Source organism: Pseudomonas sp. StFLB209 (assembly GCF_000829415.1).
Lineage (GTDB): Bacteria > Pseudomonadota > Gammaproteobacteria > Pseudomonadales > Pseudomonadaceae > Aquipseudomonas.
Window position 1 is genome coordinate 3,124,938 of the sequence record NZ_AP014637.1, and the last position, 23,089, is coordinate 3,148,026.

Consider the following 23,089-nt stretch of genomic DNA (forward strand, 5'->3'; position numbering starts at 1 on the left):
GTCTGACCTACGTCAGGCCGGGCGTTTGCCGCTTTCAGACCTTCAGGGTTTCGCCCAGGGTCAGTAACAGGTATCAAAAATGGCCAAAGAATATAGCCGCACCCAACGTATTGGCGATCAGATGCAGCGCGAGCTGGCGCAACTGATCCGTCGTGAAGTCAAAGACCCGCGCCTGGGGCTGGTCACCATCACTGCTGTAGATGTCAGCCGTGACCTGAGCCATGCTCAGGTGTATGTCACGGTCATGGGGCAGGACGGCAATGATGAAGTTGCCCAGAGCATCAAGGTGCTCAACACGGCGGCCGGCTTTCTGCGCATGCAGATCGGTCGTGAAATGAAGCTGCGTACCGTACCGCAGTTGCATTTCCGTTATGACGAGAGCGTGTCGCGTGGTGCGCACCTCTCGGCCCTGATCGAGCGCGCCGTGGCTGAGGACAGCCAGCACCAGCCTGGCTCCGCCTCAGACGATTCCAAGGAGTGACGGGTGGCTCAGGTCAAACGTATCCGCCGTAACGTCAGCGGTATCATCCTGCTCGACAAGCCGCTGGGCTTCACGTCCAATGCGGCCCTGCAGAAGGTGCGCTGGTTGCTCAATGCCGAGAAAGCCGGCCATACCGGTAGCCTCGACCCCTTGGCCACTGGCGTCTTGCCGCTGTGCTTTGGTGAAGCCACCAAGTTTTCGCAGTACCTGCTCGATTCCGACAAGTCTTACGAGACGCTGGCGCAGTTGGGCAAGACTACGACCACCGCAGACTCCGAAGGCGAGGTTTTGCAAACCCGTCCGGTGACCGTTGGTCGCCAGGATATCGAAGCGATCCTGCCGGATTTTACCGGTCAGATCAGCCAGATACCGCCGATGTACTCGGCTCTCAAGCGTGATGGGCAGCCGTTGTATAAACTGGCGCGTGCAGGGGAAGTAGTGGAGCGCGAGGCGCGTTCTGTTACTATTGCGCGCCTGGAGTTGCTGGCGTGCGAAGGCGAGACTGCACGACTGGCCGTGGATTGCAGCAAAGGCACCTATATCCGTACCCTGGTGGAAGATATTGGTGAGCGTCTTGGCTGCGGTGCCTACGTCGCCGAGTTGCGCCGCACCCAGGCCGGCCCTTTCAGTCTGGCCCAGACGGTCACGCTGGAAGAGCTTGAGCAAGCCCATGCCGAAGGCGGCAACGAAGCCATTGATCGCTTCCTGATGCCCTCAGACAGCGGGTTGCTCGACTGGCCATTGCTGAAGTTCTCGGAGCACAGCGCTTTCTACTGGCTGCATGGTCAGCCAGTCAGGGCGCCGGACGCACCGAAGTTCGGCATGGTCCGGGTACAGGATCACCAGGGCCGCTTCATCGGTATCGGTGAAGTGAGCGAAGACGGGCGTATTGCGCCGCGTCGACTGATTCGGTCAGAGTGACCGAAATCCGCATGGCTGGTGTCAGGCATGCGGGCGAGGGTGGCTGTCAACAGGCACGGTCACATCTCTTTTTTAAATACGAGGCTTTGGCCTTGGCCTGTTGGAATCGTCCCGCAAGGACGGCTCCTTGACTTGAAGGATTGCCCAAATGGCACTCAGCGTTGAAGAAAAAGCTCAGATCGTAACCGACTACCAGCAAGCTGCCGGTGATACTGGTTCGCCAGAAGTGCAAGTTGCACTGCTGACCGCCAACATCAACAAGCTGCAAGGCCACTTCAAGGCCAACGGTAAAGACCACCACTCCCGTCGTGGTCTGATCCGCATGGTAAACCAGCGCCGCAAGCTGCTGGACTACCTGAAAGGCAAAGACGTGAGCCGTTACAGTGCTCTGATCGGCCGTCTGGGTCTGCGTCGCTAATCACGGCGTGGTGACTCTCTTTCCGCCAAGCCTGGTTGCGTCAGTCACTGACGGGCCAGGCGTCTGGCCGGAAAGAAATATGAGGTTGGTAGCCTGTCTGGGCATATCGGTCAAACCGATGTGTCTGGCAGGCTTCCAGCCTCAAGTTTTATCTGGACTGCCATCGGGGCCGATTCCCCGTGCTGCCCAAGAATTCGCAAGAAGACATTTTCCCCAGAGCCACAAATGAAAGGTAGGAAACCGTGAACCCGGTAATCAAGAAGTTTCAGTTCGGTCAATCGACCGTAACCCTGGAGACAGGCCGCATTGCCCGTCAGGCCTCAGGCGCAGTACTGGTCAGCGTTGACGACGACGTCAGCGTTCTGGTGACCGTAGTGGGTGCCAAGCACGCCGACCCAAGCAAGGGCTTTTTCCCGCTGTCGGTGCACTATCAGGAAAAAACCTACGCGGCCGGCAAGATCCCGGGTGGCTTCTTCAAGCGTGAAGGCCGTCCTTCCGAAAAAGAAACCCTGACCTCGCGTCTGATCGACCGTCCGATCCGTCCTCTGTTCCCGGAAGGCTTCCTGAACGAAGTGCAGGTCGTCTGCACCGTGGTTTCCACCAGCAAGAAGACTGATCCGGACATCGCGGCGATGATCGGTACTTCTGCGGCCCTGGCCATCTCCGGCATCCCGTTTGACGGCCCGGTAGGCGCTGCCCGTGTGGCCTACCACCCGGAAACCGGCTACCTGCTCAACCCGACTTACGAGCAGCAGACTGCTTCGAGCCTCGACATGGTCGTGGCGGGTACTGCAGAGGCAGTACTGATGGTTGAATCGGAAGCCAAAGAGCTGACCGAAGACCAGATGCTGGGTGCCGTGCTGTTCGCCCACGACGAATTCCAGGCCGTGATCAACGCCGTCAAGGAATTCGCTGCCGAAGCCGCCAAGCCAACCTGGAACTGGCAGCCAGAAGCCGAGAACACTGTCCTGCTCAATGCCATTCGCAGTGAGTTCGGCGAAGCCATTTCCCAGGCTTACACCATCACCGTCAAGGCCGACCGCTATGCTCGCCTGGGCGAGTTGCGTGACCAGGTTGTTGCCCGTCTGGCCGTTGAAGAGAATGGCCCGTCGGCTGGCGAAGTCAAAGCTGCTTTCGGTGAAATCGAATACCGCACCGTGCGCGAGAACATCGTCAACGGCAAGCCGCGTATCGATGGCCGTGACACCCGCACCGTTCGCCCGCTGAACATCGAAGTCGGCGTTCTGCCAAAGACTCACGGTTCGGCGCTGTTCACCCGTGGCGAAACCCAGGCGCTGGTGGTTGCAACCCTGGGTACTGCCCGTGATGCACAACTGCTCGACACTCTGGAAGGCGAGAAAAAAGACAGCTTCATGCTGCACTACAACTTCCCTCCATTCTCGGTGGGCGAGTGTGGCCGCATGGGCGGTGCTGGCCGTCGCGAGATCGGTCACGGCCGTCTGGCACGTCGCAGCGTACAGGCCATGCTGCCTAGCGCTGACCAGTTTCCGTACACCATCCGCGTCGTATCGGAAATCACCGAATCCAACGGTTCCAGCTCCATGGCTTCGGTCTGCGGCGCTTCGCTGGCGCTGATGGACGCCGGTGTGCCGGTCAAGGCGCCGGTTGCCGGTATCGCCATGGGCCTGGTCAAGGAAGGCGAGAAGTTCGCAGTCCTGACCGACATCCTCGGTGACGAAGACCACCTGGGTGACATGGACTTCAAGGTTGCCGGTACCGCCAACGGTGTTACTGCACTGCAGATGGACATCAAGATCAAGGGCATCACCGAAGAGATCATGGAGATCGCCCTGGGCCAGGCCCTGGAAGCGCGCCTGAACATCCTCGGTCAGATGAACCAGATCATCGGTCAATCGCGCAGCGAGCTGTCGGCCAACGCACCGACCATGCTGGCGATGAAGATCGATACCGACAAGATCCGCGACGTGATCGGCAAAGGTGGTGCGACCATCCGTGCCATCTGCGAAGAAACCAAGGCTTCGATCGACATCGAAGACGACGGCTCGATCAAGATCTTCGGTGAAACCAAAGAAGCCGCTGAAGCAGCCCGTCAGCGCGTACTGGGTATCACCGCAGAGGCCGAGATCGGCAAGATCTACGTCGGCAAGGTCGAGCGTATCGTTGACTTCGGTGCGTTCGTCAACATCCTGCCTGGCAAGGACGGTCTGGTTCACATCTCGATGCTCAGCGATGCTCGCGTAGAGAAAGTGACCGACATCCTCAAGGAAGGTCAGGAAGTCGAAGTGCTGGTACTGGACGTGGACAACCGCGGCCGTATCAAACTGTCGATCAAAGACGTGGCGGCTGCCAAAGCTTCCGGCGTCTGATTCAGGTGTGAATCGGGCTGTCTTGGGCAGCCCGGTTGCCTGCGAAAATCCGCGCTCAGCAATGAGCGCGGATTTTTTTCGCCTGCAGATTTTGCTGCAATCAGCCTGAGAGGTTGTACGACGATTGCTGGCACCGGGCCGGACTGTATAAACTGAGATGCATTCTCATCAGTAAAGCTTACTCATTCCATGCTCACACCTGCAGACTATGCGCCTGTCCAACGCCTCTACACCGCTCATCATGCGTGGCTGACCGGTTGGTTGAGCCGTCGTGTGTATGACCGCAGTGATGCCGCAGACCTGAGCCAGGATACTTTTCTGCGCGTACTGAGTGTCCCGCATCAGGCTGAAGATCTGCGTGAGCCGCGCGCCTATCTGGCGACCATTGCCAAGCGTCTGCTGGCCAATCTGTATCGCCGTCGTTCTCTGGAAGATGCCTGGCGCGATGCGCTGGCCAGCTTGCCGGACGAACAGGCGCCCAGCGCTGAGTCTCAGGCTGCCATTCTCGAAGCCCTCAATGAGGTCGATCAGGTGCTTTCCAGGCTCTCGGCCAAGGCCCGTCAGGCGTTCTTGATGTCGCAGATCGAGGGCTATAGCCAGGAAGAAATTGCCCTGACCTTGAATATCAGCGTGCGTACCGTGCAGCGTTATCTGTTACAAGGTTTCGAGGAATGTATCGTCCTGGCTTCGAGTGAATGGCTTTGAGTGCAAAGACTGTCCCGATTGACCGTGAGATTGCTCGCCAGGCGGCGGCATGGATCCTGCGGCTGCAGGCTGCGGACGTAACCGAGCAGGATCACCAGAATTGCGCCCACTGGCGACGCCAGCACGCCGAGCACGAGCGTGCCTGGCAACTGGCCAACCGCTTCAGCGAACAACTGCAGAGTATTCCTCCGGCAGTCGGGCGCTCGACCCTGTATCGCAGTGCCAACCTTAAACGGCGCCTGGCACTCAAGAGCTTGACCACCATGATCGTCGTCGGCTCGCTGGGCTTTGCCGCATCGCGCAGCCCGGCGGTGGTTTCGCTGGTGGCGGATATCAGTACCGGCGTAGGCGAGCGCCGCACCGTCAGCCTGTCTGACGGCACCCTGGTGCAACTCAATACCGACAGTGCCATCGACGTTCGCTACACGCCGGCTGAGCGCATGCTGGTGCTGCGCAAAGGCGAGATTTTCGTCACCACCGGCCGAGCCGATGGCCGACCGTTTTCGGTGGAGTCCGGGCTTGGCAATTACCGGCCGATCGGCACGAAGTTCTCGGTTCGCCAGTTGGCTGACCACGACCTGCTGCAAGTGCTGGAGGGGCAGGTGGCCGTCGTGCCGCACCAGGCGCCTGGCGTGCGTCTGGACGTCGCTGCCGGCCAGCAGGCGCGTGTCACGACCCGCACGGTCCAGGCGTTGCCTGAGCCGGTGCGGGGCATTGACTGGCTGGACGGCGTGCTGCGGGTCGAACGCATGCCGCTGGCTGACTTTGTCGCCGAGCTGGGGCGCTACCGGCGTGGCTGGACCCGCTGTGAGCCGCAAGTGGCCGGGCTGTTGATTTCCGGTGCCTTCCAGCTACAGGACACTGACAGCGTCCTGGCGGCAGTGGCGTTGACCCTGCCGGTGAAGGTCAGTTATGTGACGCGGTATTGGGTCACGCTGGGGCCGCTGCAAAAAAGTTGATAAACCCTGTCGTGTTTTTTGCCGGTGGCGTGTCCTCCCTCCTGAAAACGCACTTACACGCCATCAGGAACCCCCTTCATGCCCGCATCATCGCTGTTTCGTGTCGCTTTGCTCGCCAGGGCCATCGGCGCTCCGGCGCTGGCCTTGAGCTGCATCGCCGTGGCGCCGCAGAGCCATGCCCAGCAAGGTACGCAGTACTATGATGTTCCCGCCGGCCCGCTGAGCGAAAGCCTCGCCGCCTTCGCTGCCAAAGCCGGGGTGACTCTACCGATTGACCCGGTCGTGACCCAGAACCTGCGCAGTGACGCACTCAAAGGCGAGTGGACGATCAGTCAGGGATTCGGGCAACTGCTGCGTGGCAGCGGCCTTGAGGCCGTGCCACAGGCTGGCAACACCTACACATTGCGTGCGTTGCCGGCCAACGGTTCGGCACTGCAGCTCGATGCCACCAACATTTCCGGGCAGCATTCAGGCAGCCAGGCGATTGGCACGGTCGAAGGTTATAGTGCGGCGCGCAGCGCTACCGGAACCAAAACCGACACACCGTTGCGCGATATCCCCCAGTCGATTCAGGTGGTCACCCGCCAGGTGATCGAGGATCAACAGATCACCAGCCTGGGCGATGCCTTGAGTAACGTCAGCAGTATTCAGCGCGGCAACACTCACGGCGGCACTACCGAGAGCTTCTTCATTCGCGGTTTTCAGAACACCACTTATGCGGTGGACGGGATGATGACCAACTCGCTGGTGGTCCGCCCGGAAATCCTCAGCGACCTGAGCAACATCGAGCGCGTTGAAGTGCTCAAGGGGCCGGCCTCGGTGTTGTACGGGCGCGGCAACCCCGGCGGTTTAATCAACCTGGTGACCCGCAAGCCGACCTATACGCCGCAAGGCCAGCTCAAGGCGCAGGTCGGTTCCTGGGACATGCGCCGCTTGCAGGCCTACCTCAGCGGTCCACTGGACAGCCAGCATGCTCTGGCCGGCGGGCTGGCCATTGCGACGCAGACCGAGGGCAGCTTCCGCGACCTGTACCGCGACAGCCACCGGCGCTTCATCGCGCCGACGTTGCTCTGGGAACCAAATGAGCTCACTCGGGTAGAGATGGGCCTGGAGTACACCGAAACCGACGCCCAGTACGACCGCGGCCTGCTGGCGCTCAATGGCAAGGTCGACTCGCGGCATAAACTGTTTCTTGAAGAACCCTGGTCCAGAGCTGAAAGCGACAAGACTGCTGCCTGGGTACGCATCGAGCATCAAGCCAACGACTGGCTGACCCTGCGTCAGGTCACTCGCTGGGATGAATCGAGCAAGCACATGCTCAACGTGTCTCAGCAATCGCTGCAAAGCGATGGCCGCACGAGCAATCGGCGAGCTACGGATTTCGACGAGTCGGCCCGTTCGCTGAGTGCCCAGTTCGAAGCCATTGCCGATTTATCGCTGTGGGGGCTGCAACATCAAGTGCTGGGTGGCTTCGAGACGGTCAATGGCAGGCGCCAAGTGCGGATGCTGCGCGCCAATCTGGCAGCGCTGGACATCTTCAACCCTGTGCATGGCGCACAGCCTGGCCCGTTCAGCTTTGGTGAAGACACTCGGGTGCGGCAGAACAGCTACGGGCTGTATCTGCAGGACCAGATTGACCTCAGTGAGCAATGGAAACTGCTGCTTGGTGTGCGCTGGGACAAGGTCGAGCAGCGCAACCGCAACTACACGGCAACCGGCAGCTACAGCGATATCAATATCGAGCCGTCGGACACTTCGCCGCGGGCCGGCATCGTCTATCAGCCGACTGACCGGCTGGCCTTGTATGCCAGCTACAGCACGTCCTTTGCGCCGCAAAACCGGCTGACCCGCGATGGCAGCGTGCTGGACCCGGAAACCGGCGAACAATACGAGATCGGCGCCAGGTACGAGCTGACTCCCGAGCGCATGAGTGCCACCCTTTCGGCATTTGAGATCCGTCGCGAGAACCTGTCCACCACAGACCCTGCCGATAGCAACTATTCGATCCAGACCGGTCAGCAGCGGGTGCGCGGCCTCGAACTGGATGTAAGCGGCGAGATCAGCGATGGCTGGAACCTGATCGGCAACGTGGCCGTGCTCGATGCCAAGCTGATCAAGGACACCCAACTTGAAGAAGGCAATCGCCTGGAAGGTATTCCGGTGCTCAGTGGCTCGCTATGGTCCAGCTACCAGTTGCAGAACGGCCCACTGCGAGGCCTGGGTATGGGCGCTGGGGTGATTTATGCCGGCAAGCGTTATGGCAACCTGGCCAACAACTACAGTGCCAGCGGTTATACGCGCATCGACATGAGCCTGTTCTACGACATCAATGAACAGTTGCGGGTATCGCTCAATGCCCGCAACGTGACCGACCGCGATTACATCGAGACGGTCGCCAGTGCCGGTAACTATGCCGGCGAACCGGCCTCCGTGACCGCTACTCTGAGCATGGGCTTCTAGATCTGATTCGCCAGCCGCTGAGCTGCTCAAGGATTAACCTGTCAGCTGGGTGTAACACTTGCAACTTGCAAGCGTCCTGAGCGGCCGAGCGGGCAATCTGCACGATGCGCAAATTATAATTAATTTTTAACTTGTTGATTAATAACGAAATTATAAGGGTTAAAAAGTTGGCACAGCGCTTGCGATATACCTGTTAACCCTCGCTAGACATTGGCGCGGTTTTTCAGAAAAACAGGAGTTCATCGTATGAAGAAGTTCGCTATCGCTGCTGCTGCCGCTGCTCTGACTCTGTCCATGACCGGTGGCGCATTCGCCCAGACCACTACTCAGGCTCCGCTGATGCTGGCTGCCAACACGACTGTTGAAAACGCCAAGCAAGAAGGCAGCGACACCTGGATCACCACCAAGGTGAAAGCCGACCTGCTGACCGAAAAAGGCATTCCGGGCTCTGACATCAAAGTAGAAACCGCTAACGGCGTGGTTGCCCTCTCTTCGGACGTCAAAGTGACCGAGACTCAGAAGAAAACTGCCGTGAACATCGCCAAGAACATCAAAGGCGTGAAGTCGGTGACTGCTGAAGCGCTGAAAGCTGAATAATTCGGTTCGACTATGAGCATCTGACGCGGGTTCTGGCCAGGGAGGCCGGAACCTGGTGTAGAAAGTTCATGCGATCGGCCATATGGATGTGGCCATTACAGGCCCCGGCTCTTGAGTCGGGGCCTGTTCTATTTCGAGTCTTGAAAAGTCACTGGCGCTATTGGCCGCGCTTGCTGTCAATGCGTATCAATCGTCCGCCTTCAAAGCGCAGGTAACGATACATGCCGTGATCAGGGCCGTAGATCCACTCCTCGATTCGTACCTGTTCCGAATACCGATAGTTGCCGCTAAAGCTCTCCTTCGAGCCGATCACCGCCTGGCTGACTGGCGTGCCGCACTTTCTTTCGACCTCGAAGGCATGGTCACCGACGCTGATCAACTGGCTGCCGCAGCGCATGGTTGAGGCCTGTGCCGGGCTTGTCAACAGTACGGTCAGGGTCAGGATGGCGCAGGTCAAAGAGCGGCTCATGGGTTATTCGCTGTCCAGATGCAGGGGGGTGATGACCTGGCCATCGGCCTGGGCCTTGCCGAGTTGCGCGTCGATGAAGTACACCCGATCATCTTCCAGTCCTGCTTTGCCCACCAGATAATCCTTGATGCTGCTCGCCCGGTCCTGACCGAGCTCGCGTAACAGCACTTCATTGCTGCTCCAGAACTGCAGCATGGCATTGCGTAGCTGATTGGTGCGGGCTTCCTGATCAAGCTGTTCCCACTGTGCCGGTGGTTGCTGCTTGAGCCGGGCGCGATAAATGCCTTCGAGCATCGGCGCCTTTTCGTCTTCCGGCACCTGCAACAGGCTGGCGTTGGCCGGGACCTTGTCACCGCGGCGCTGCATGATCTTGTAGTAGGTCAATTGATACTCACGCTCCAGACGCTGGCGTGCGATCAAAGGGCCGTCACTGCTTTGGGCACTGGTGCCCTCGATTTCCAGACGCAGTGTCGGACGCTCCTTGAGGGCCGCGGCGAGTTTGTCGAGCGCCTGTTGCGCTGTACCTGACAAGCTGCTGGCGCCAGGCGCAAACTGGATACTGCCCAGATCCTGCGAGCCACCACCGGCCACCAGCCCACCGATAAATTTGAACGGCGACTGGGCGGCGCGTACCACCAGATTGCGCAGGGTCTGCCAGACAATCGGCATGACACTGAACTGCGGGTTATTCAGGTCACCCTCCACCGGCAGCTCCAGAGAAATCCGCCCTTGGGGATCTTTGAGCAGTGCCACCGCCAGCCGAATCGGCAGGTCCAGGGCATCCGGGCTGTCGACCCTCTCGCCCAACTGCAACTGTTCGACCAGCACCGTATTCTCGGCCTTGAGCCGGCCTTCGCTGATTTGATAATGCAGGTCGAGGTTCAGCCGGCCCTTGCGGATGCGAAAGCCTGCGAACTTGCCCGAGTAAGGGGTCAGCGTGGTCAGTTCGACGCGTCTGAAACTGGTCGCGATGTCCAGGCTGGACATCGGGTTGAACGGATTGAGGCTGCCGTGGATGACCACCGGGGCGTAGCGGTCGACCTTGCCCTGGATGTTGACGGGGGCCGGCTTGTTGTGGCTGTTATCGATCGGGCCGATCCGGCCGTTGAGTTGTTGCACGGCGGTAGCGAAGTTCGGCGTCAGGGTGAAGTCAGCGAAGTACGCCGAGCCATCATTGATGTTCACTTCCCCGACCCGGATACCCAGCGGCTTTTGCGCGCTGGCGCTGGCGCTGCTTTTGCTGCGGGTAGCGGTTTTTGGCTCGGCCGGCTGTGGGATCAACAAGTCATCGACGTTGGTGGTGCGGTCTTCGTTGATCATGAAGCGCGCATAGGGTTGCTGCAGATCGACCCGGTCGATGGACAGGCTTTGCCCATGCTGATAGTTCAGGCCGCCCAGCAGCAGTTGCTGCCATTTGACGAAGTCACGCTGCTTGAGCGTGTCGAGGGCGTGCAACTGATTGACCTGCGCCTTGCCGGTGACGCTCAGGGCCAGCGGCTCGGTGCTCTTGAGATCCACTGCCAGGTCGCTACCGAGCATGCCGCTGCGCAGTTCCAGACGGATGAACGGGCTGATATAGGCTTGAGCGATGCGCAGGTCGAGGTCTTCACTGGTGACATTGAGCCTGGCGCTGACCGGGGCCAGATTCACTTCGCCGGCGGCGGTCAGCTTGCCTTGCTTACCCAGGCCGGTATCGAGCCTGACCTTGAAGGGCGACTTGTTCAGGCTGTCGAAATTTTGCAGGTCGAGATTCAGCGGGCCCAGTTCCAGAGCAACGGGGTCGCTTGGCACCCGGTCGGCGAGATGGACCTGATAGTTGCGCAGTTGTACATCGCGCACCAGCACCTGCCAGGGCCGCGAAGCTTCAGCGGGTTTGCCCGGTGCGACTGGCGCCGCAGGCTCGGCTGCTTTGTCGTCAGCGGCGGGTTTGGCGGCGGCGGGCTTTTTGGGGGCAGGCTGGCCGGCGAACAGTTTCTGCCAGTCCAGTTGCCCGTCTGCTTCACGGGCCGCCCAGGTTTCCAGTTTCTGGCTGCGCACTTTACCGACTACTACCTGCTGCTTGACCAGATCCAGGCTTGTGTCACTGACCTCCAGGTTTTGCAAACGCACCAGTGAACGGCCATCTGGGGCGTTGAGTGCCAGGGCCGTCACGTTTGCCCGGATGTTGCTCAGTTGCAGCTCAGTGTTCTTGGCCAGATTCAATTTGTAGCCGGTTTCCAGGCTCAGTCGGCCATCCTGCAATGCCAGCGGCACGGCGTCACGTACATAGGGCCACCAGAGTTTCATCTTGCTGTCGGTGACCTTGAGGGTGCCTTCGGAGGCAATCGGCGCCAGGCTGAAGCGGCCCTGCCAGTCGATCTGCCCGCCATCAGGGCCGGCCGCCACCAGGGTGGCATCAGTATTGTCTTCAGGCAGGGTGCTGAGATTTTTCAGTTCCAGGTTCAACTGGTCGTAGAGAAACTCGATCGGCTCGCCGGGACGCAGGTCACGAAAGTGCAGGTAGCCATCGACCAGCCTGATGCGGTCAATGCGCAGGGCAAAGGGCTTGCCAGCAGGTTCGGCTGCAGGCGATGGCTCAGTGGCAGGCAGCTTGAACAACTGCGTGAGGTTCAATTGGCCGCTCTTGTCGAACAGCAGTTCGGTCTTCGGCTTTACCAGCTCGACGTCAAGCAAATGCAGGGCACCGCTCCACAGGCTGTCGATCTGCAGGTTGGCGTAGAGCTTTTCCAGGGCTACCTGCTCCTGGCCCGGTGTGCCGATATTCAGCCCCCAGAGCTTGAGTTCCAGGCTGTAGGGGTTGAACTCCAGGCGCTCGATGCGGGCCGGTACGCTGGCGTACTCGGCCAGTTGCTGATTGGCAATGCGCAGGGCGATGCCCGGCAGGATAAAAAAGCCCAGCAGGCTGTACAGCACGAAGACCGCCACCAGGGCGCCAATAATACGTTTAAGACCTTTGGGCATTGGTGCAGCGCTCTCTCTGGCAGGAGGTGCTTGGAGTATGGCATGCGCTTTCGGTTCACAAGCCAGTGCCGACCAGCTTTGTAGGAAAATTCCCTATATTTGCCTGCCTTCAGAACTGCAGAACCAGGGTTTTGAGCGGTGGCTGATTATCCAGTGACGGAAAATCATCGGCCGGTCGGATGACTTGCCACTCGCGCACGGGGCGTCCGGCCTTTTCCGCGCAACGCAGCACCTGTTCTTGCCATTCATCTATCGGCACCTTGGCAAGGTTGTTACAGCAGATCAGCACGCCATCTTCGGCAGTCGCCAGCAGTGCCGGTTTGAGCAGACTTTGATAATCACGCCACAGATCGACCGTACCAAAGGCGCTCTTGGCCCAGGCGGGCGGGTCGAGTAGAACCAGGTCATATTGGCGTGGCAAAAGACGCGGATAGGCTGGCAGCTTCTGCCCGCGCCGGGCGGTGACCGGCAGGCCCGCCAACTGACGGATCGCCGGAAAGTAATCGGACTGGATGAACTGCATCGGTGGCAGTTGCGGATTGAGCGTGCCGTTCTCACGACCGACGGCCAGGTTGCCCTCGGCGAAATCCAGGTTGCACACCTCGCGGGCGCCGCCGGCTGCTGCGCTGAGGCCGACCCCGCAGGTATAGGCGAACAAATTCAATACACTCTTGCCGGCGCTGTGTTGGCGCACCCAGCTGCGGGCATTGCGCAGGTCGAGAAACAGCAGCGGGTCCTGGCCTGCGTGCCGGGCACGGACCCGGTACTTCAAGCCGCCTTCATGGCCGACGCCATCCTGCAAGGCCGCTTCGCTGGCCTGAAATACACTGTCTTGGCGATCAATCCTGGAGTTGCCGCCCGAGCGGTCGTTGTACACCGGCAGCAGTTCAAGCCCAAGATGGCGCTGGACGGTATCGATCAACCCCGGTACGACATCGCTCGCCAGGCTTTCATGGAAGCTCTGAATCAGCAGTTGGGGGCCGTAGCGGTCGATGGTCAGACCCGCGGCACCTTCCTGGCTGCCATGGAACAACCGGTAGCAATCGGTGCCTTGCGCATGCAGTTCAGCCAGCAGCGCTTGACGACGGTCGAGGGCGACGCTGAGCGCCTGGTTCAGGAAGGACATGCAAAGCGCCTCGGGCAGGAACAGGAATGAGGCGCGGGAGTTTATCAGTTACGCAGCCGGCACGGAGGGCTCTGCGTGCCGGCATGCAGGAGCGGTCAGCTGCGAACCACGCCATCGACACGTGGCTTGCGCACCCGGCGGCGGATGAAGAGGGCGCTGAACAGCACGATCAGGATCAGCACCGTGAAGAACACGGTGTTGAACACCGGGAAGGGCTCGTCACGGCTGCTGGTCGACTCAACGGCGGTGATGTTGGGGAACATCGACAGGATCTGGATACGCCAGCCGTAATGACGGATCAGGACCAGTTGCTGTGCGTCACGCGAGTAGCCCTGGGCCTTGGCCTGCAGGTCGGCCGAGTCGAACTTGAAGTACCACGGGAAGCTCCAGCCGGTGTCTTCGTTGCGGTAAACCACGACTTTCTTGGTTTGCGGGTCTTCGGTGTTAATGAAGTAAACGTCACGGGTCGGGCCGTCTGCCGGATTCTCGGCGTTGATCACGCCGTCAGCGTCCATGCGTTTGACTTCAACGCCGGTGACCAGCACCACATCATGCCGTGGCAGCAGGTAATGCAGGCTCAGTGCGCCCACGCCCACAACCAGAAAAACCACCAGCCAGATCGACCGTCTGAGCCACTTCATGTCATTGTCCTCTTTGAAGAATTGCTTGAGTGTCAGGAATCTGCGGCTTTCTACTAGAAATCGCGCGACTTTGCTTGAATTCCAGTATTTTGCAGCAAATCAGTTATTACAAAATTCGACAAGGCCATCACGGATGGCTGCAAACGACGGAGAGTTGCATGATCTGGTTCCTGGAAGGGCAGTCCAGCCAACGTGAAATCATCATGGGCGCACGCGAAGCCTTGCCAGCGTCGGTACGTATCGTTGCCTCGCATCGCCAGGAGCGTCCGGAGATCACCAGCCAGGCTGACATCGCCCTGCGCGAACCCCATAACAGCGCCGAGCGGGTCGACTGGGTGATCAGCACGGCCCGGCAACTGGGGGTAAAGGTCGTGGTGGCCGGACGCATTGGCAGTGTTTATGAAAACCATCGTCAGCGTTTCGCTGAAGCCGACCTCGATCTGGTCACCGGCGGCCTGTCGCCGCAAACCTTCCACAGCGTAGACGACAAGAGCTGTTTTACCGCCGCCGCCGAGCAGGCCGGGCTGGCCTGTATACCGGGCATCACGGTAACCAATGCCGAGCAATTGCAAGAGGCCTACGCCGCGTTGAGTGTTTACGGTGAGGTATGCATCAAGCCAACGGTCGGCATCTTTGGTCATGGCTTCTGGCGCTTCAAGGACGGCGTTGACGCGTTCCGCTGTTTTGCCAACCCTGATGCGCGTGAGACCACCTTCGACGCTTATCTGCAGGCCTACCGGCAACCTGGCGAGCGCCCTGCGATGTTGGTCATGCCGTACATGGCGGGCAGTGAGTGTTCGGTGGACCTGATCTGTGAAGGCGGCAAGGTGATTACCGGGGTCGGCCGGCGCAAGCAGGGCCTGCATCAGAGTTTTGAACGCGATACGCCAGCGGTGCAGCTGGCGATGCAGGCAGCCGAGCACTTCGGCTGCGACGGCCTGGTCAATGTCCAGACCCGCGATGACGCGCAGGGCAAACCGCACCTGCTGGAAATCAACCCGCGTTACTCCGGCGGTATCGGTTATACCCGTGAAACAGGCGTCAACTTGCCCGGTATTTTTGCGTGTCGACGTCTCGGCCTGAAAGAACCGGAAACAAATTGGTTGCCAAATATGCGCGTGAAGGCCATTACGGTGGCTGTACGGGCTCTCGCGTGATCGTAAATAATAGATTTTTACTATTAGTCAGTCTTTCAGCCCATCAAGGAGGACCGGTATGAAAGTGCTGGCACCTGGCGCAAACATCGCTCTTGCCAATGCCCGCTGCTCCTGGAATCTGGAGAGCGGCAAGGCTTCGGTTTTCGGCGACTTTGCCGCCGTTGCGCTGCTGCCTGTCAACGAGAAGCGCCAGCCTACCGGCGACGCCGCGTTGCTGCATGATGAGCAGCGCTGGATGGAATGGAGCGGCGGCCCGGAAAACGTCGGCTGCACCTTGACCCTCAACAGCCTTCCGGGCGGCAGCGACCGGGTGCTGTTGATGGTTTATGTCTATGCAGCGGCCGGCCCGGTCAGTGAAGTCAACAGCCTGGCCCTGCAGATCGACAACGACATCGAGTATCGCCTTGACCTGCGCGACAACGGCGAAGCCTCGATCATCATCGGTGAGTTCTATCGCCGCAATGAGCAATGGAAATTTCGTGCCCTGAGCGAAGGCTCGGCCTATGGCCTGGCAGCATTCGGGCGCAACATCGGCCTGACGGTCAGCGATTACCACCCGCGGCGCGGTGCCAATAGCGGTGGCCAGAACGAACCGCGACATCAGTCAGCGACCGGCACGGCATTCGTGGTGGGGCCGGCGCACTTGATGACCTGCGCGCATGTCATCGAAGACATGAGCGTACTGCATATCAGCTCTCTGGAAGGCCGCTACAAGGTCGAACCGGTGGTGGTTGACCGACGCAATGACATTGCCTTGCTGCGCGTGCAGGGGGCTTCGCCGCTCCACTCATTGCCGTTTCGCGAAGGGCCGGGCTGCGAGGCGGGTGACAATGTCGTTGCACTGGGCTATCCGCTGGCGTCGATTTCCGGTGGCAGCCTGCAGGTCACCCAAGGCGGTATTTCCAGCCTGTTCGGCCTGCACAGCGATGCCAGCCTGTTGCAATTCACCGCACCGATCCAGCCTGGCTCCAGTGGCAGTCCACTGTTTGACAGCGGCGGCGCGGTGGTCGGCATGGTCACCTCCAGCGTGCCGGACGCACAGAATATGAACTTTGCAGTCAAATCCGCGCTGCTGGTGGCGTTTCTACAAGCCTGTCGGGTACCAACGACGTTGCTGCGCCCGGAAAGAACCTACAGCACAACTGAAATATCCCGTACCGCACAGTCGGCGTTATGGCTGGTCGAAGCCTCCCGTAGCTGACTCCGATTGGTCGGTACACCCCGATACACTTGCTTCTCCAACCAGGATTTGATCGATGAACAGCCGTCAGGCGCTTCCCCAACCGACCATGCTGCATGCCCAATTGATGCGTGGACGCCTCGATGTGACGGTGGATGCCTCCTCCATTGCCCCTGATTCGCTGTTCGGTTTTGCCGAGCGGCGTAACCCCAAGCGTGCCTTTCTGTTCGTCTCGCGAGTACTGGGCCGGCACATTCCTGTGCGCCCGGCGGTCATGCAGCAGAGTTTCGAAGACCTTGCAGCGCGGATTCCTGCGGACCTGCCGGGGCCGGTCCTGATCATCGGCATGGCAGAGACTGCCGTCGGCCTTGGTGCCGGGGTGCACCGCGCCTACAGCCAGGCCCGCGACGATGTGCTGTACATGGTCAGCACCCGGCATCCAACTGGTACTGAGTTGTTCGCCCGTTTCGAAGAAGAGCACAGCCATGCCAGTGCTCACCTGATTCACCAGCCTGTCGACCCGGACCTGCGTGAAATGATGCTTGCCGCGCTTTCGCTGGTGCTGGTCGATGACGAAGCCTCGACCGGCAAGACCTTCATCAATCTACATCACGCGCTGGTCGAGGCCGGCCTGACGCGTATCGAGCGATTGGTGACCTGTGTGCTGACCGACTGGTCGGCAGGGGCGGTCAGCCGCAGCGCGAACGTGCAGACCGAGCAGGTTTCGCTGCTGCAGGGTAACTATCACTTTGCCGAAGACCCTGAGGCGCCATTGCCTGAAATGCCTCAGGTAGGCACCGTGGCGGCGGGTGACTGGTCATTGTCGGCAGATAATGACTGGGGCCGCCTGGGCGTGCGTTCGGTCAACGACAGCCTGGCGCCGGACCTGCAAGTCAAGGCCGGGGAGAAAATCCTTGTTGTAGGCACCAGTGAGTTTGTCTGGCGGCCGTTCCTGCTGGCTGAGCGGCTGGAGCGGGCCGGTGCCGATGTGCATTTCAGCTCCACCAGCCGGTCGCCGATTGCTTTGGGCCATGCCATCGGGCATGCCTTGTCGTTCGCTGACAACTACGGGCTGGGGATTCCCAATTTTCTCTACAACGTCCGCCCCGGGCACTACGACCGGGTACTGATCTGCACCGAAACACCGGCTCAGGCCGTCGCGGCCGAACTGGTCGAAGCACTCAATGCCGAGGTCATCTGTGATGAGTAATCCACGCCCTCTGATTCTCGTCGACCTTGACGACACGCTGTTTCAGACCGCGCGCAAGACCGCGCCGGGTATCGAAAAGCACCCTGCGACCGTGGATATCAGCGGTAACCCCAACGGCTACATGACCAACGTGCAGCAATCGTTCGTCAACTGGATGCTGGCCAATGCCGACGTGGTGCCGGTGACCGCCCGCAGTGTCGAGGCCTACAGCCGGGTAAAGCTGCCATTCACGCAGGGCGCCATCTGCTCGCATGGCGGGGTGATGCTCGATGCCGGCGGCCGAGTGGATCAGGACTGGAACGAGCAGATGAAGCAAACCCTGGCGGGCTATCAGATGCGTTTGCACGAGCTGTGCGCCGCGACCCTGGCGATTGGTCAGGAACTGGGTTTTTCGTTGCGCGGCTGGGTGGTGGAGGAGGCGCGCCTGTTCCATTACGTCGTCACCAAGCACAACGAAAGCGACGACCGGATCCTTGAGCGGGTGCTGGCTGAAGTTCAGACCCGTGGCCTGCTCGACGGCATGCATGTGCATGGCAATGGCAACAACCTGGCATTCCTGCCCGATGGTCTGGCCAAGCGCTATGCCGTGCAGGAATGGTTGCGCCGCGACCGGGCGGTGCATGGCGAGCGCCCGGTATTGGGCTTTGGCGACAGCATCACTGACCTGGACTTCATGAACGAATGTCACTGGTGGGCAACCCCGGCCCGCAGTCAGTTGGCCCGGGTGTTTCTGGAGGCGACCGGTGAGTAACCCGCGGCACGGCCCGGTGCGCGGTCCGATTCAGGGCATGCCCACCGTCGGCAGCGGCAGCTACCGTGAGGACGACGTGCAGTTTCTGCTGCGCAGTGTCGACATCGAAGTCACCGGCGTCGAAGAAAAAGAGCGGTTGATCCAGACCCGGCAAAAGCACTATTCGGAAATGATCAGCCAGGAACAGGCGCCGACGCCTGAGCACCAGCAGCTATACGAGCGCGCCCTGGCGTACAACGGTCAGCGTATGGCCGAAGATGTCCAGGCACTTGCCCAAGCCCTTGACCGGGAGTGCCACGGGCCGCAGATCGTGCTGGTGTCGTTCGTGCGTGCCGGCCTGCCGTTGGGCGTGCTGCTGGGCCGCGCCCTGCGCGACCTGGGGCGCCAGACCTGTCATTACGGCATCAGTATCATCCGCGACCGGGGCATCGATCAGCTTGCCCTGAAGACGATCATCGAGGCTCATGGCGCGCAGTCGATCGTGTTCGTCGACGGCTGGACCGGCAAAGGCGCAATCAGTGCTGAGGTACAACGTAGCCTGGCGCAAGACCCGCGTTTCAGCGGGCCGCCCCGGCTGGTGGTGCTCGCCGATCCCTGCGGCCGCGCCTGGCTGGCGGCCTCCGCCGAAGACTGGGTCATTCCTTCCGGGATTCTCGGTGCTACCGTTTCCGGGCTGGTCTCGCGCTCCATCTGGCCGTCTGAGGCCGGTTTGCATGGTTGCGTGGTCTACGATCATTTGCAGGCCCACGACGTGACCCGGCCGTTTGTCGACCGGATTGACGGTCTGCGTCGGCAATTGCCTGCCGTAACCACGGCGCAGCCATGGTCGGCAGACCAGGCTGGGCAGTTGCAGGCAGCGGCGGGGCAGGCCATTGATGGTCTGGCGGCGCGGTTTGCAGTGAGCAACTTCAACCGGATCAAACCGGGTATTGCGGAAGCGACGCGGGCAGTCATGCGCCGGGTACCTGATCATGTACTGGTGCGCGACAAGCGTGACAGTGACGTGCAGCTACTGTTGCATCTGACCGAACGGGCGGGCGTCCCGGTCGAGCAGGTTGGCGCTGCGCTGGGGCCCTATCGGGCGGCAACCATTATTCGGAGTCTCAGCTGATGGCCCTTTTTTCGCCTTATGCGCTGGGCGCGACCCTCTACATGCCGGCCACCCGGGAAGATATCCTCGAGGTGGTATTTGGCCGCAAGATTCCCGAACTCCGCTCGTTGGTGGTGTGTCTGGAAGATGCCGTGGCGCCGGTTGATGTGGCCACGGCGCTGGATAACCTGCGTGAAGTGCTGCTGCGTATCGAGACTGTCGGCGGGCGTCCCGAAAATGGCCCGTTGCTGTTCGTGCGGCCTCGTGATGCGCAGATGGCGGCGGTGCTCAACGACTGGCCGCTGATGCGCCATGTGGACGGTTTCGTGGTGCCCAAGCTATCGCTGGGCAACCTGCACAGTTGGGAGCAGGCAGTGACCAATCCGGCGCTGGGGCTGATGCCGACCCTGGAAACCCCTGAGGTATTCAATCCGCTGGCCATGGCTGACCTGGGCCAGGCGCTCAAGGGCAGTCTCGATCAGCGCATCATTGCCCTGCGCATTGGCGGCAATGACCTGATGGGGTGCCTGGGGTTGCGACGCAATCCGGCCATGACGCTGTATGGCACGCCGATGGGCTATGTGATTCCAATGCTGGCGGGGGTCATGGGGTCGCTGGGTTTTGCCCTGACCGCGCCGGTCTTCGAACAACTGGCAACCCCGGAAATTCTTGAGCAGGAGCTTGCACTGGACATCTCCCATGGCCTGGTGGGCAAGACCGCGATTCATCCTTCGCAGATCACCACCATCCAGAACGCCTTGCGGGTCAGCCTGGAAGATATGAATTCTGCACGGATGATATTGAACTCTGCGGCGGCTGCGGTGTTCAAGTACAACGACGCGATGTGTGAGCCGGCCACCCATTACAAGTGGGCAACCCGCATCATGGAGCGCGCCAAGTGGCATGGCGTGTTGCCGGCGCCGGCTGCAATCGTGGATGCCAGCATTCGACTCGCTGAGGCGGTTAGCTAAATGACAGAGCCAGTGATAGAACCCGATCTGGAAGTTGAGGTGCAGGAGCGCCTGTTGGCGGTGTTCGATTTTGACGGAACCCTGACCCGGCATGACAGCTTCGTACCTTTTCTGAAGTTCGCCTTCGGTCAGCGGACATTTTCCTCGCGCATGGCGCGCATGGTGCTGCCCGGTCTCGGTTATCTGGCGCGGCGCGTGACCCGCGACGAGTTGAAAGCGCGATTGATCAAAGCTTTCCTCAGCGGCGTCGAAGCCCAGTGGGTCGAGGAAAAGGCCCAAGCCTTCTGCGACGCGTGGTGGGATCGCCTGATGCGCCCGACCGCCTTGGTTTCCGTGGCAGCCGAGCTTGAAAAGGGCGCCATTGTGACGCTCTGCTCGGCATCGCCGGAAATCGTTCTGCGCCCGTTTGCTGATCGCCTCAAGGTCGAGCTGATCGGCACCAGCCTTGAGATTGTCGATGGCAAGCTGACCGGGCTGATCGAAGGTAGCAATTGCCGACGTGATTCCAAGGTCAGCCGTCTTGAAGGTGTTTACGGCCCGCTGAGCCAGTTCCGGGTGCGCGCCTGGGGCGACACCAGTGGTGACCACGAATTGCTCGCCGCCGCCCAGGATGCCCACTGGCGACATTTCCATCCGGCGTGGCAGCGGGGGCGCTACAAGGCCCTGCCCAAGACCCCGTCCAAGGCGGCCATTAACGCCAAGTTACACAATCGAGATGGCTTTGATGAGCCATCGCGGTAACGCTGTCACGCTTTTAATCCGACTACCGTAGTTCAAGGGAGCGAAAAATGGCACTCACGTTGGCAAAAAACCAGACAATCTCGCTGGAAAAGACCGCCGGCACGGGCCTTAAAAAGGTCAGCATGGGCCTGGGCTGGGATCCCGAGAAAGCCAGCGGGTTCTTCGGCAAACTGCTCGGCGGCGGTGGCGAGATCGACCTTGATGCCTCGTGCATCATGCTCGACGCCGACAAAAAGCCGCTGGACCTGGTCTGGTTCCGTCAGTTGCAATCGCGCGACGGCGCCATCCAGCACTCCGGCGACAACCGTACCGGCGAAGGCGCCGGTGACGACGAAACGATCAGCGTCGACCTGGAGCGTCTGCCGGGCACCGTCAAGTACCTGGTGTTCACCGTCAACTCGTTCACCGGGCAGACCTTCGAGAAGGTCGCCAACGCCTATTGCCGTATCGTCGACAATGGCTCGCGCAACGAGCTGGGTCGCTTCGACCTGTCCGAGAAAGGCCATCACACCGGTGTGGTCATGTCCTACCTGACCCGTACCGCAAGCGGCTGGGACTTCACCGCAGTCGGTCAGGTGACCAACGGCCGTACCGCTGACGATCTGGTCGATCTGGCCATTGGAGCGATTCGCGCATGACCCAACTTGTCCCAGGCGCCAACGCGCCAGTAGCGGCCGGCCCATTGACGGTCGACGTCGAGTACTCGCCTCTGGCAGGCGCGGAAATCGACATCTCTGCATTTTTGCTGACCAATACCGGCAAGGTGCGTGGCGACCAGGACATGTGTTTCTACGGCCAGACCAGCGTCAACGGCGGCGCTGTGCAACTGACCGACAGCGCTACCGGCAAGGTGCGCTTCAATCTGGACCTGGCGCGACTGGACCCGGCGATCGAGAAGGTTGCACTGACCGCAACCATCCACGAGAACAAGGCCAGTTTCGATAAGGTCTCGCGTTTGCAGGTGAGCATCAGCGGCGGTCTTGAGGCGGCTATTTCCACCTCTGGCATGCAGGAAACCGCACTGATTCTCGGTGAGTTCTATCTGCGTCAGGGCGCCTGGAAATTCCGCTGCGTTGCTCAGGGCTTTGCTGGCGGCCTGGAGCCACTGGCGAAGAACTTCGGGGTTGAAGTGGCGGCTCCCGAGGTGCAGCCTCCAGCTCCAGCTCCAGCTCCAGCTCCAGCTCCAGCTCCAGCTCCAGCTCCAGCTCCGGCACCTGCGGCCAAGCCCACGGTCAGCCTGAGCAAGATCACGCTGGACAAGACGCGCGCCTCGATCAGCCTGGAAAAGACCAGTGCCGGTTTTGGCGAGATTCGCGTCAACCTGAACTGGAACCGCCGCAGCGAAGGTTCGGGCGGTTTTTTCTCGCGGCTCAAAAGCAATGCCATCGATCTCGATGTCGGCTGCCTGTTCGAGCTGCAGGACGGTTACAAGGGCGCGGTGCAGGCGCTGGGCAATGCCTTCGGTTCGCTGCAGGAAGAGCCGTACATCAAGCTGATGGGCGACGACCGTACCGGTTCTGTCAGTGAGGGCGAGTGGTTGCATATCAATGGCAGCCACTGGAGCAAGATTCGCCGGATCCTGATCTACGCCTTCATTTACGAGGGCGCGCCGAACTGGAAGGAAACCGACGGGGTGATCACGATCCACGTGCCAGGCCAGCCACCGATCGAGGTGCGTCTGAACGAGGAGGGCGGTCGCCAGGGCATGTGTGCGATCGCCCTGCTGGAAAACGACAACGGCGCGGTCAAGGTGACTCGCCGGGTTGATTTCCATAACGGCCACAGCAATATGGACAAGGCTTACAACTGGGGTATGCGCTGGGCGGCTGGCTCGAAGTGAATGTCGTTGATGTCAGTGCGTGCCTCTAAAAACGTAGGCGAGGCAGCCAGCGCCAGGCGAAAT

Annotated in this window: 21 protein-coding genes; 17 read left to right on the plus strand and 4 right to left on the minus strand. The window is 60.5% G+C overall.

The window, feature by feature from the left end; genetic code table 11:
• The first annotated feature begins 79 nt into the window (after nt 1-79).
• The 8 genes from rbfA (at nt 80) to PSCI_RS13940 (ending at nt 8,889) form a co-directional block, all read left to right on the plus strand.
• Nucleotides 80-481, plus strand: coding sequence for a 30S ribosome-binding factor RbfA (gene rbfA, locus PSCI_RS13905; RefSeq protein ID WP_045487731.1), 402 nt, complete (start codon nt 80-82; stop codon nt 479-481).
• Between the two features lie 3 nt (nt 482-484).
• A complete protein-coding gene (gene truB / locus PSCI_RS13910) occupies nt 485-1,402 on the plus strand; it encodes a tRNA pseudouridine(55) synthase TruB (protein WP_045487733.1) in 918 nt (305 codons plus the stop codon).
• A 148-nt stretch (nt 1,403-1,550) separates the two neighbouring features.
• Complete coding sequence (gene rpsO / locus PSCI_RS13915; protein ID WP_027900329.1) at nt 1,551-1,820, plus strand: 30S ribosomal protein S15; 270 nt, start codon at nt 1,551-1,553, stop codon at nt 1,818-1,820.
• Between the two features lie 242 nt (nt 1,821-2,062).
• Nucleotides 2,063-4,168 carry a polyribonucleotide nucleotidyltransferase gene (gene pnp / locus PSCI_RS13920; RefSeq protein ID WP_045487737.1) on the plus strand — a complete coding sequence of 702 codons (2,106 nt, stop codon included), beginning with the start codon at nt 2,063-2,065 and terminating at the stop codon, nt 4,166-4,168.
• 189 nt (nt 4,169-4,357) lie between these two features.
• Nucleotides 4,358-4,873, plus strand: coding sequence for a sigma-70 family RNA polymerase sigma factor (locus PSCI_RS13925; RefSeq protein ID WP_045487741.1), 516 nt, complete (start codon nt 4,358-4,360; stop codon nt 4,871-4,873).
• Nucleotides 4,870-5,832 carry a FecR domain-containing protein gene (locus PSCI_RS13930; protein ID WP_084710235.1) on the plus strand — a complete coding sequence of 321 codons (963 nt, stop codon included), beginning with the start codon at nt 4,870-4,872 and terminating at the stop codon, nt 5,830-5,832. The genes PSCI_RS13925 and PSCI_RS13930 overlap by 4 nt, the downstream gene beginning before the upstream one ends.
• Before the next feature lie 78 nt (nt 5,833-5,910).
• On the plus strand, nt 5,911-8,292 hold the full coding sequence (locus PSCI_RS13935) for a TonB-dependent siderophore receptor (protein ID WP_052483402.1): 2,382 nt from the start codon (nt 5,911-5,913) through the stop codon (nt 8,290-8,292).
• A 246-nt stretch (nt 8,293-8,538) separates the two neighbouring features.
• Nucleotides 8,539-8,889, plus strand: a complete 351-nt coding sequence (locus PSCI_RS13940) for a BON domain-containing protein (protein WP_045487746.1) — start codon at nt 8,539-8,541, stop codon at nt 8,887-8,889.
• Between the two features lie 157 nt (nt 8,890-9,046).
• Here PSCI_RS13940 and PSCI_RS13945 read toward each other — a convergent pair whose 3' ends face one another.
• The 4 genes from PSCI_RS13945 to PSCI_RS13960 all read right to left on the minus strand — a co-directional run bounded on the left by PSCI_RS13945 (nt 9,047) and on the right by PSCI_RS13960 (nt 14,086).
• Nucleotides 9,047-9,358, minus strand: a complete 312-nt coding sequence (locus PSCI_RS13945) for a DUF2845 domain-containing protein (protein ID WP_045487749.1) — start codon at nt 9,356-9,358, stop codon at nt 9,047-9,049.
• Nucleotides 9,359-9,361: 3 nt separating this feature from the next.
• Nucleotides 9,362-12,319 carry a DUF748 domain-containing protein gene (locus tag PSCI_RS13950; protein ID WP_045487752.1) on the minus strand — a complete coding sequence of 986 codons (2,958 nt, stop codon included), beginning with the start codon at nt 12,317-12,319 and terminating at the stop codon, nt 9,362-9,364.
• Nucleotides 12,320-12,428: 109 nt separating this feature from the next.
• A complete protein-coding gene (locus PSCI_RS13955; protein WP_045487756.1) occupies nt 12,429-13,445 on the minus strand; it encodes a class I SAM-dependent rRNA methyltransferase in 1,017 nt (338 codons plus the stop codon).
• 95 nt (nt 13,446-13,540) lie between these two features.
• The gene (locus PSCI_RS13960) at nt 13,541-14,086 is read right to left on the minus strand and encodes a DUF1523 family protein (RefSeq protein ID WP_045487759.1); all 546 of its coding nucleotides are present in this window, start codon (nt 14,084-14,086) and stop codon (nt 13,541-13,543) included.
• A 158-nt stretch (nt 14,087-14,244) separates the two neighbouring features.
• Here PSCI_RS13960 and PSCI_RS13965 point away from each other — a divergent pair, with 158 nt between their 5' ends.
• From PSCI_RS13965 to PSCI_RS14005, 9 genes are read left to right on the plus strand one after another with little or no spacing between them, the layout of a single operon-like run.
• A complete protein-coding gene (locus PSCI_RS13965; RefSeq protein ID WP_045487762.1) occupies nt 14,245-15,243 on the plus strand; it encodes an ATP-grasp domain-containing protein in 999 nt (332 codons plus the stop codon).
• 58 nt (nt 15,244-15,301) lie between these two features.
• On the plus strand, nt 15,302-16,444 hold the full coding sequence (locus tag PSCI_RS13970; RefSeq protein WP_045487765.1) for a trypsin-like peptidase domain-containing protein: 1,143 nt from the start codon (nt 15,302-15,304) through the stop codon (nt 16,442-16,444).
• A gap of 55 nt (nt 16,445-16,499) precedes the next feature.
• Nucleotides 16,500-17,633, plus strand: coding sequence for a phosphoribosyltransferase domain-containing protein (locus PSCI_RS13975; protein WP_045487767.1), 1,134 nt, complete (start codon nt 16,500-16,502; stop codon nt 17,631-17,633).
• Nucleotides 17,626-18,384, plus strand: coding sequence for a trehalose-phosphatase (locus PSCI_RS13980; protein ID WP_045487770.1), 759 nt, complete (start codon nt 17,626-17,628; stop codon nt 18,382-18,384). Before PSCI_RS13975 ends, PSCI_RS13980 begins: the two co-directional genes overlap by 8 nt.
• A 37-nt stretch (nt 18,385-18,421) precedes the next feature.
• Nucleotides 18,422-19,495, plus strand: a complete 1,074-nt coding sequence (locus PSCI_RS13985) for a cysteine protease StiP family protein (RefSeq protein ID WP_045494313.1) — start codon at nt 18,422-18,424, stop codon at nt 19,493-19,495.
• A complete protein-coding gene (locus PSCI_RS13990) occupies nt 19,495-20,445 on the plus strand; it encodes an HpcH/HpaI aldolase/citrate lyase family protein (RefSeq protein WP_045487772.1) in 951 nt (316 codons plus the stop codon). Before PSCI_RS13985 ends, PSCI_RS13990 begins: the two co-directional genes overlap by 1 nt.
• Nucleotides 20,446-21,186: an HAD-IB family hydrolase gene (locus PSCI_RS13995; protein WP_045487775.1), complete on the plus strand. Its 741-nt coding sequence runs from the start codon at nt 20,446-20,448 to the stop codon at nt 21,184-21,186.
• 47 nt (nt 21,187-21,233) lie between these two features.
• On the plus strand, nt 21,234-21,824 hold the full coding sequence (locus tag PSCI_RS14000) for a TerD family protein (protein ID WP_045487778.1): 591 nt from the start codon (nt 21,234-21,236) through the stop codon (nt 21,822-21,824).
• Nucleotides 21,821-23,026, plus strand: a complete 1,206-nt coding sequence (locus PSCI_RS14005; RefSeq protein ID WP_045487781.1) for a TerD family protein — start codon at nt 21,821-21,823, stop codon at nt 23,024-23,026. The genes PSCI_RS14000 and PSCI_RS14005 overlap by 4 nt, the downstream gene beginning before the upstream one ends.
• The last annotated feature ends 63 nt before the right edge of the window (nt 23,027-23,089 follow it).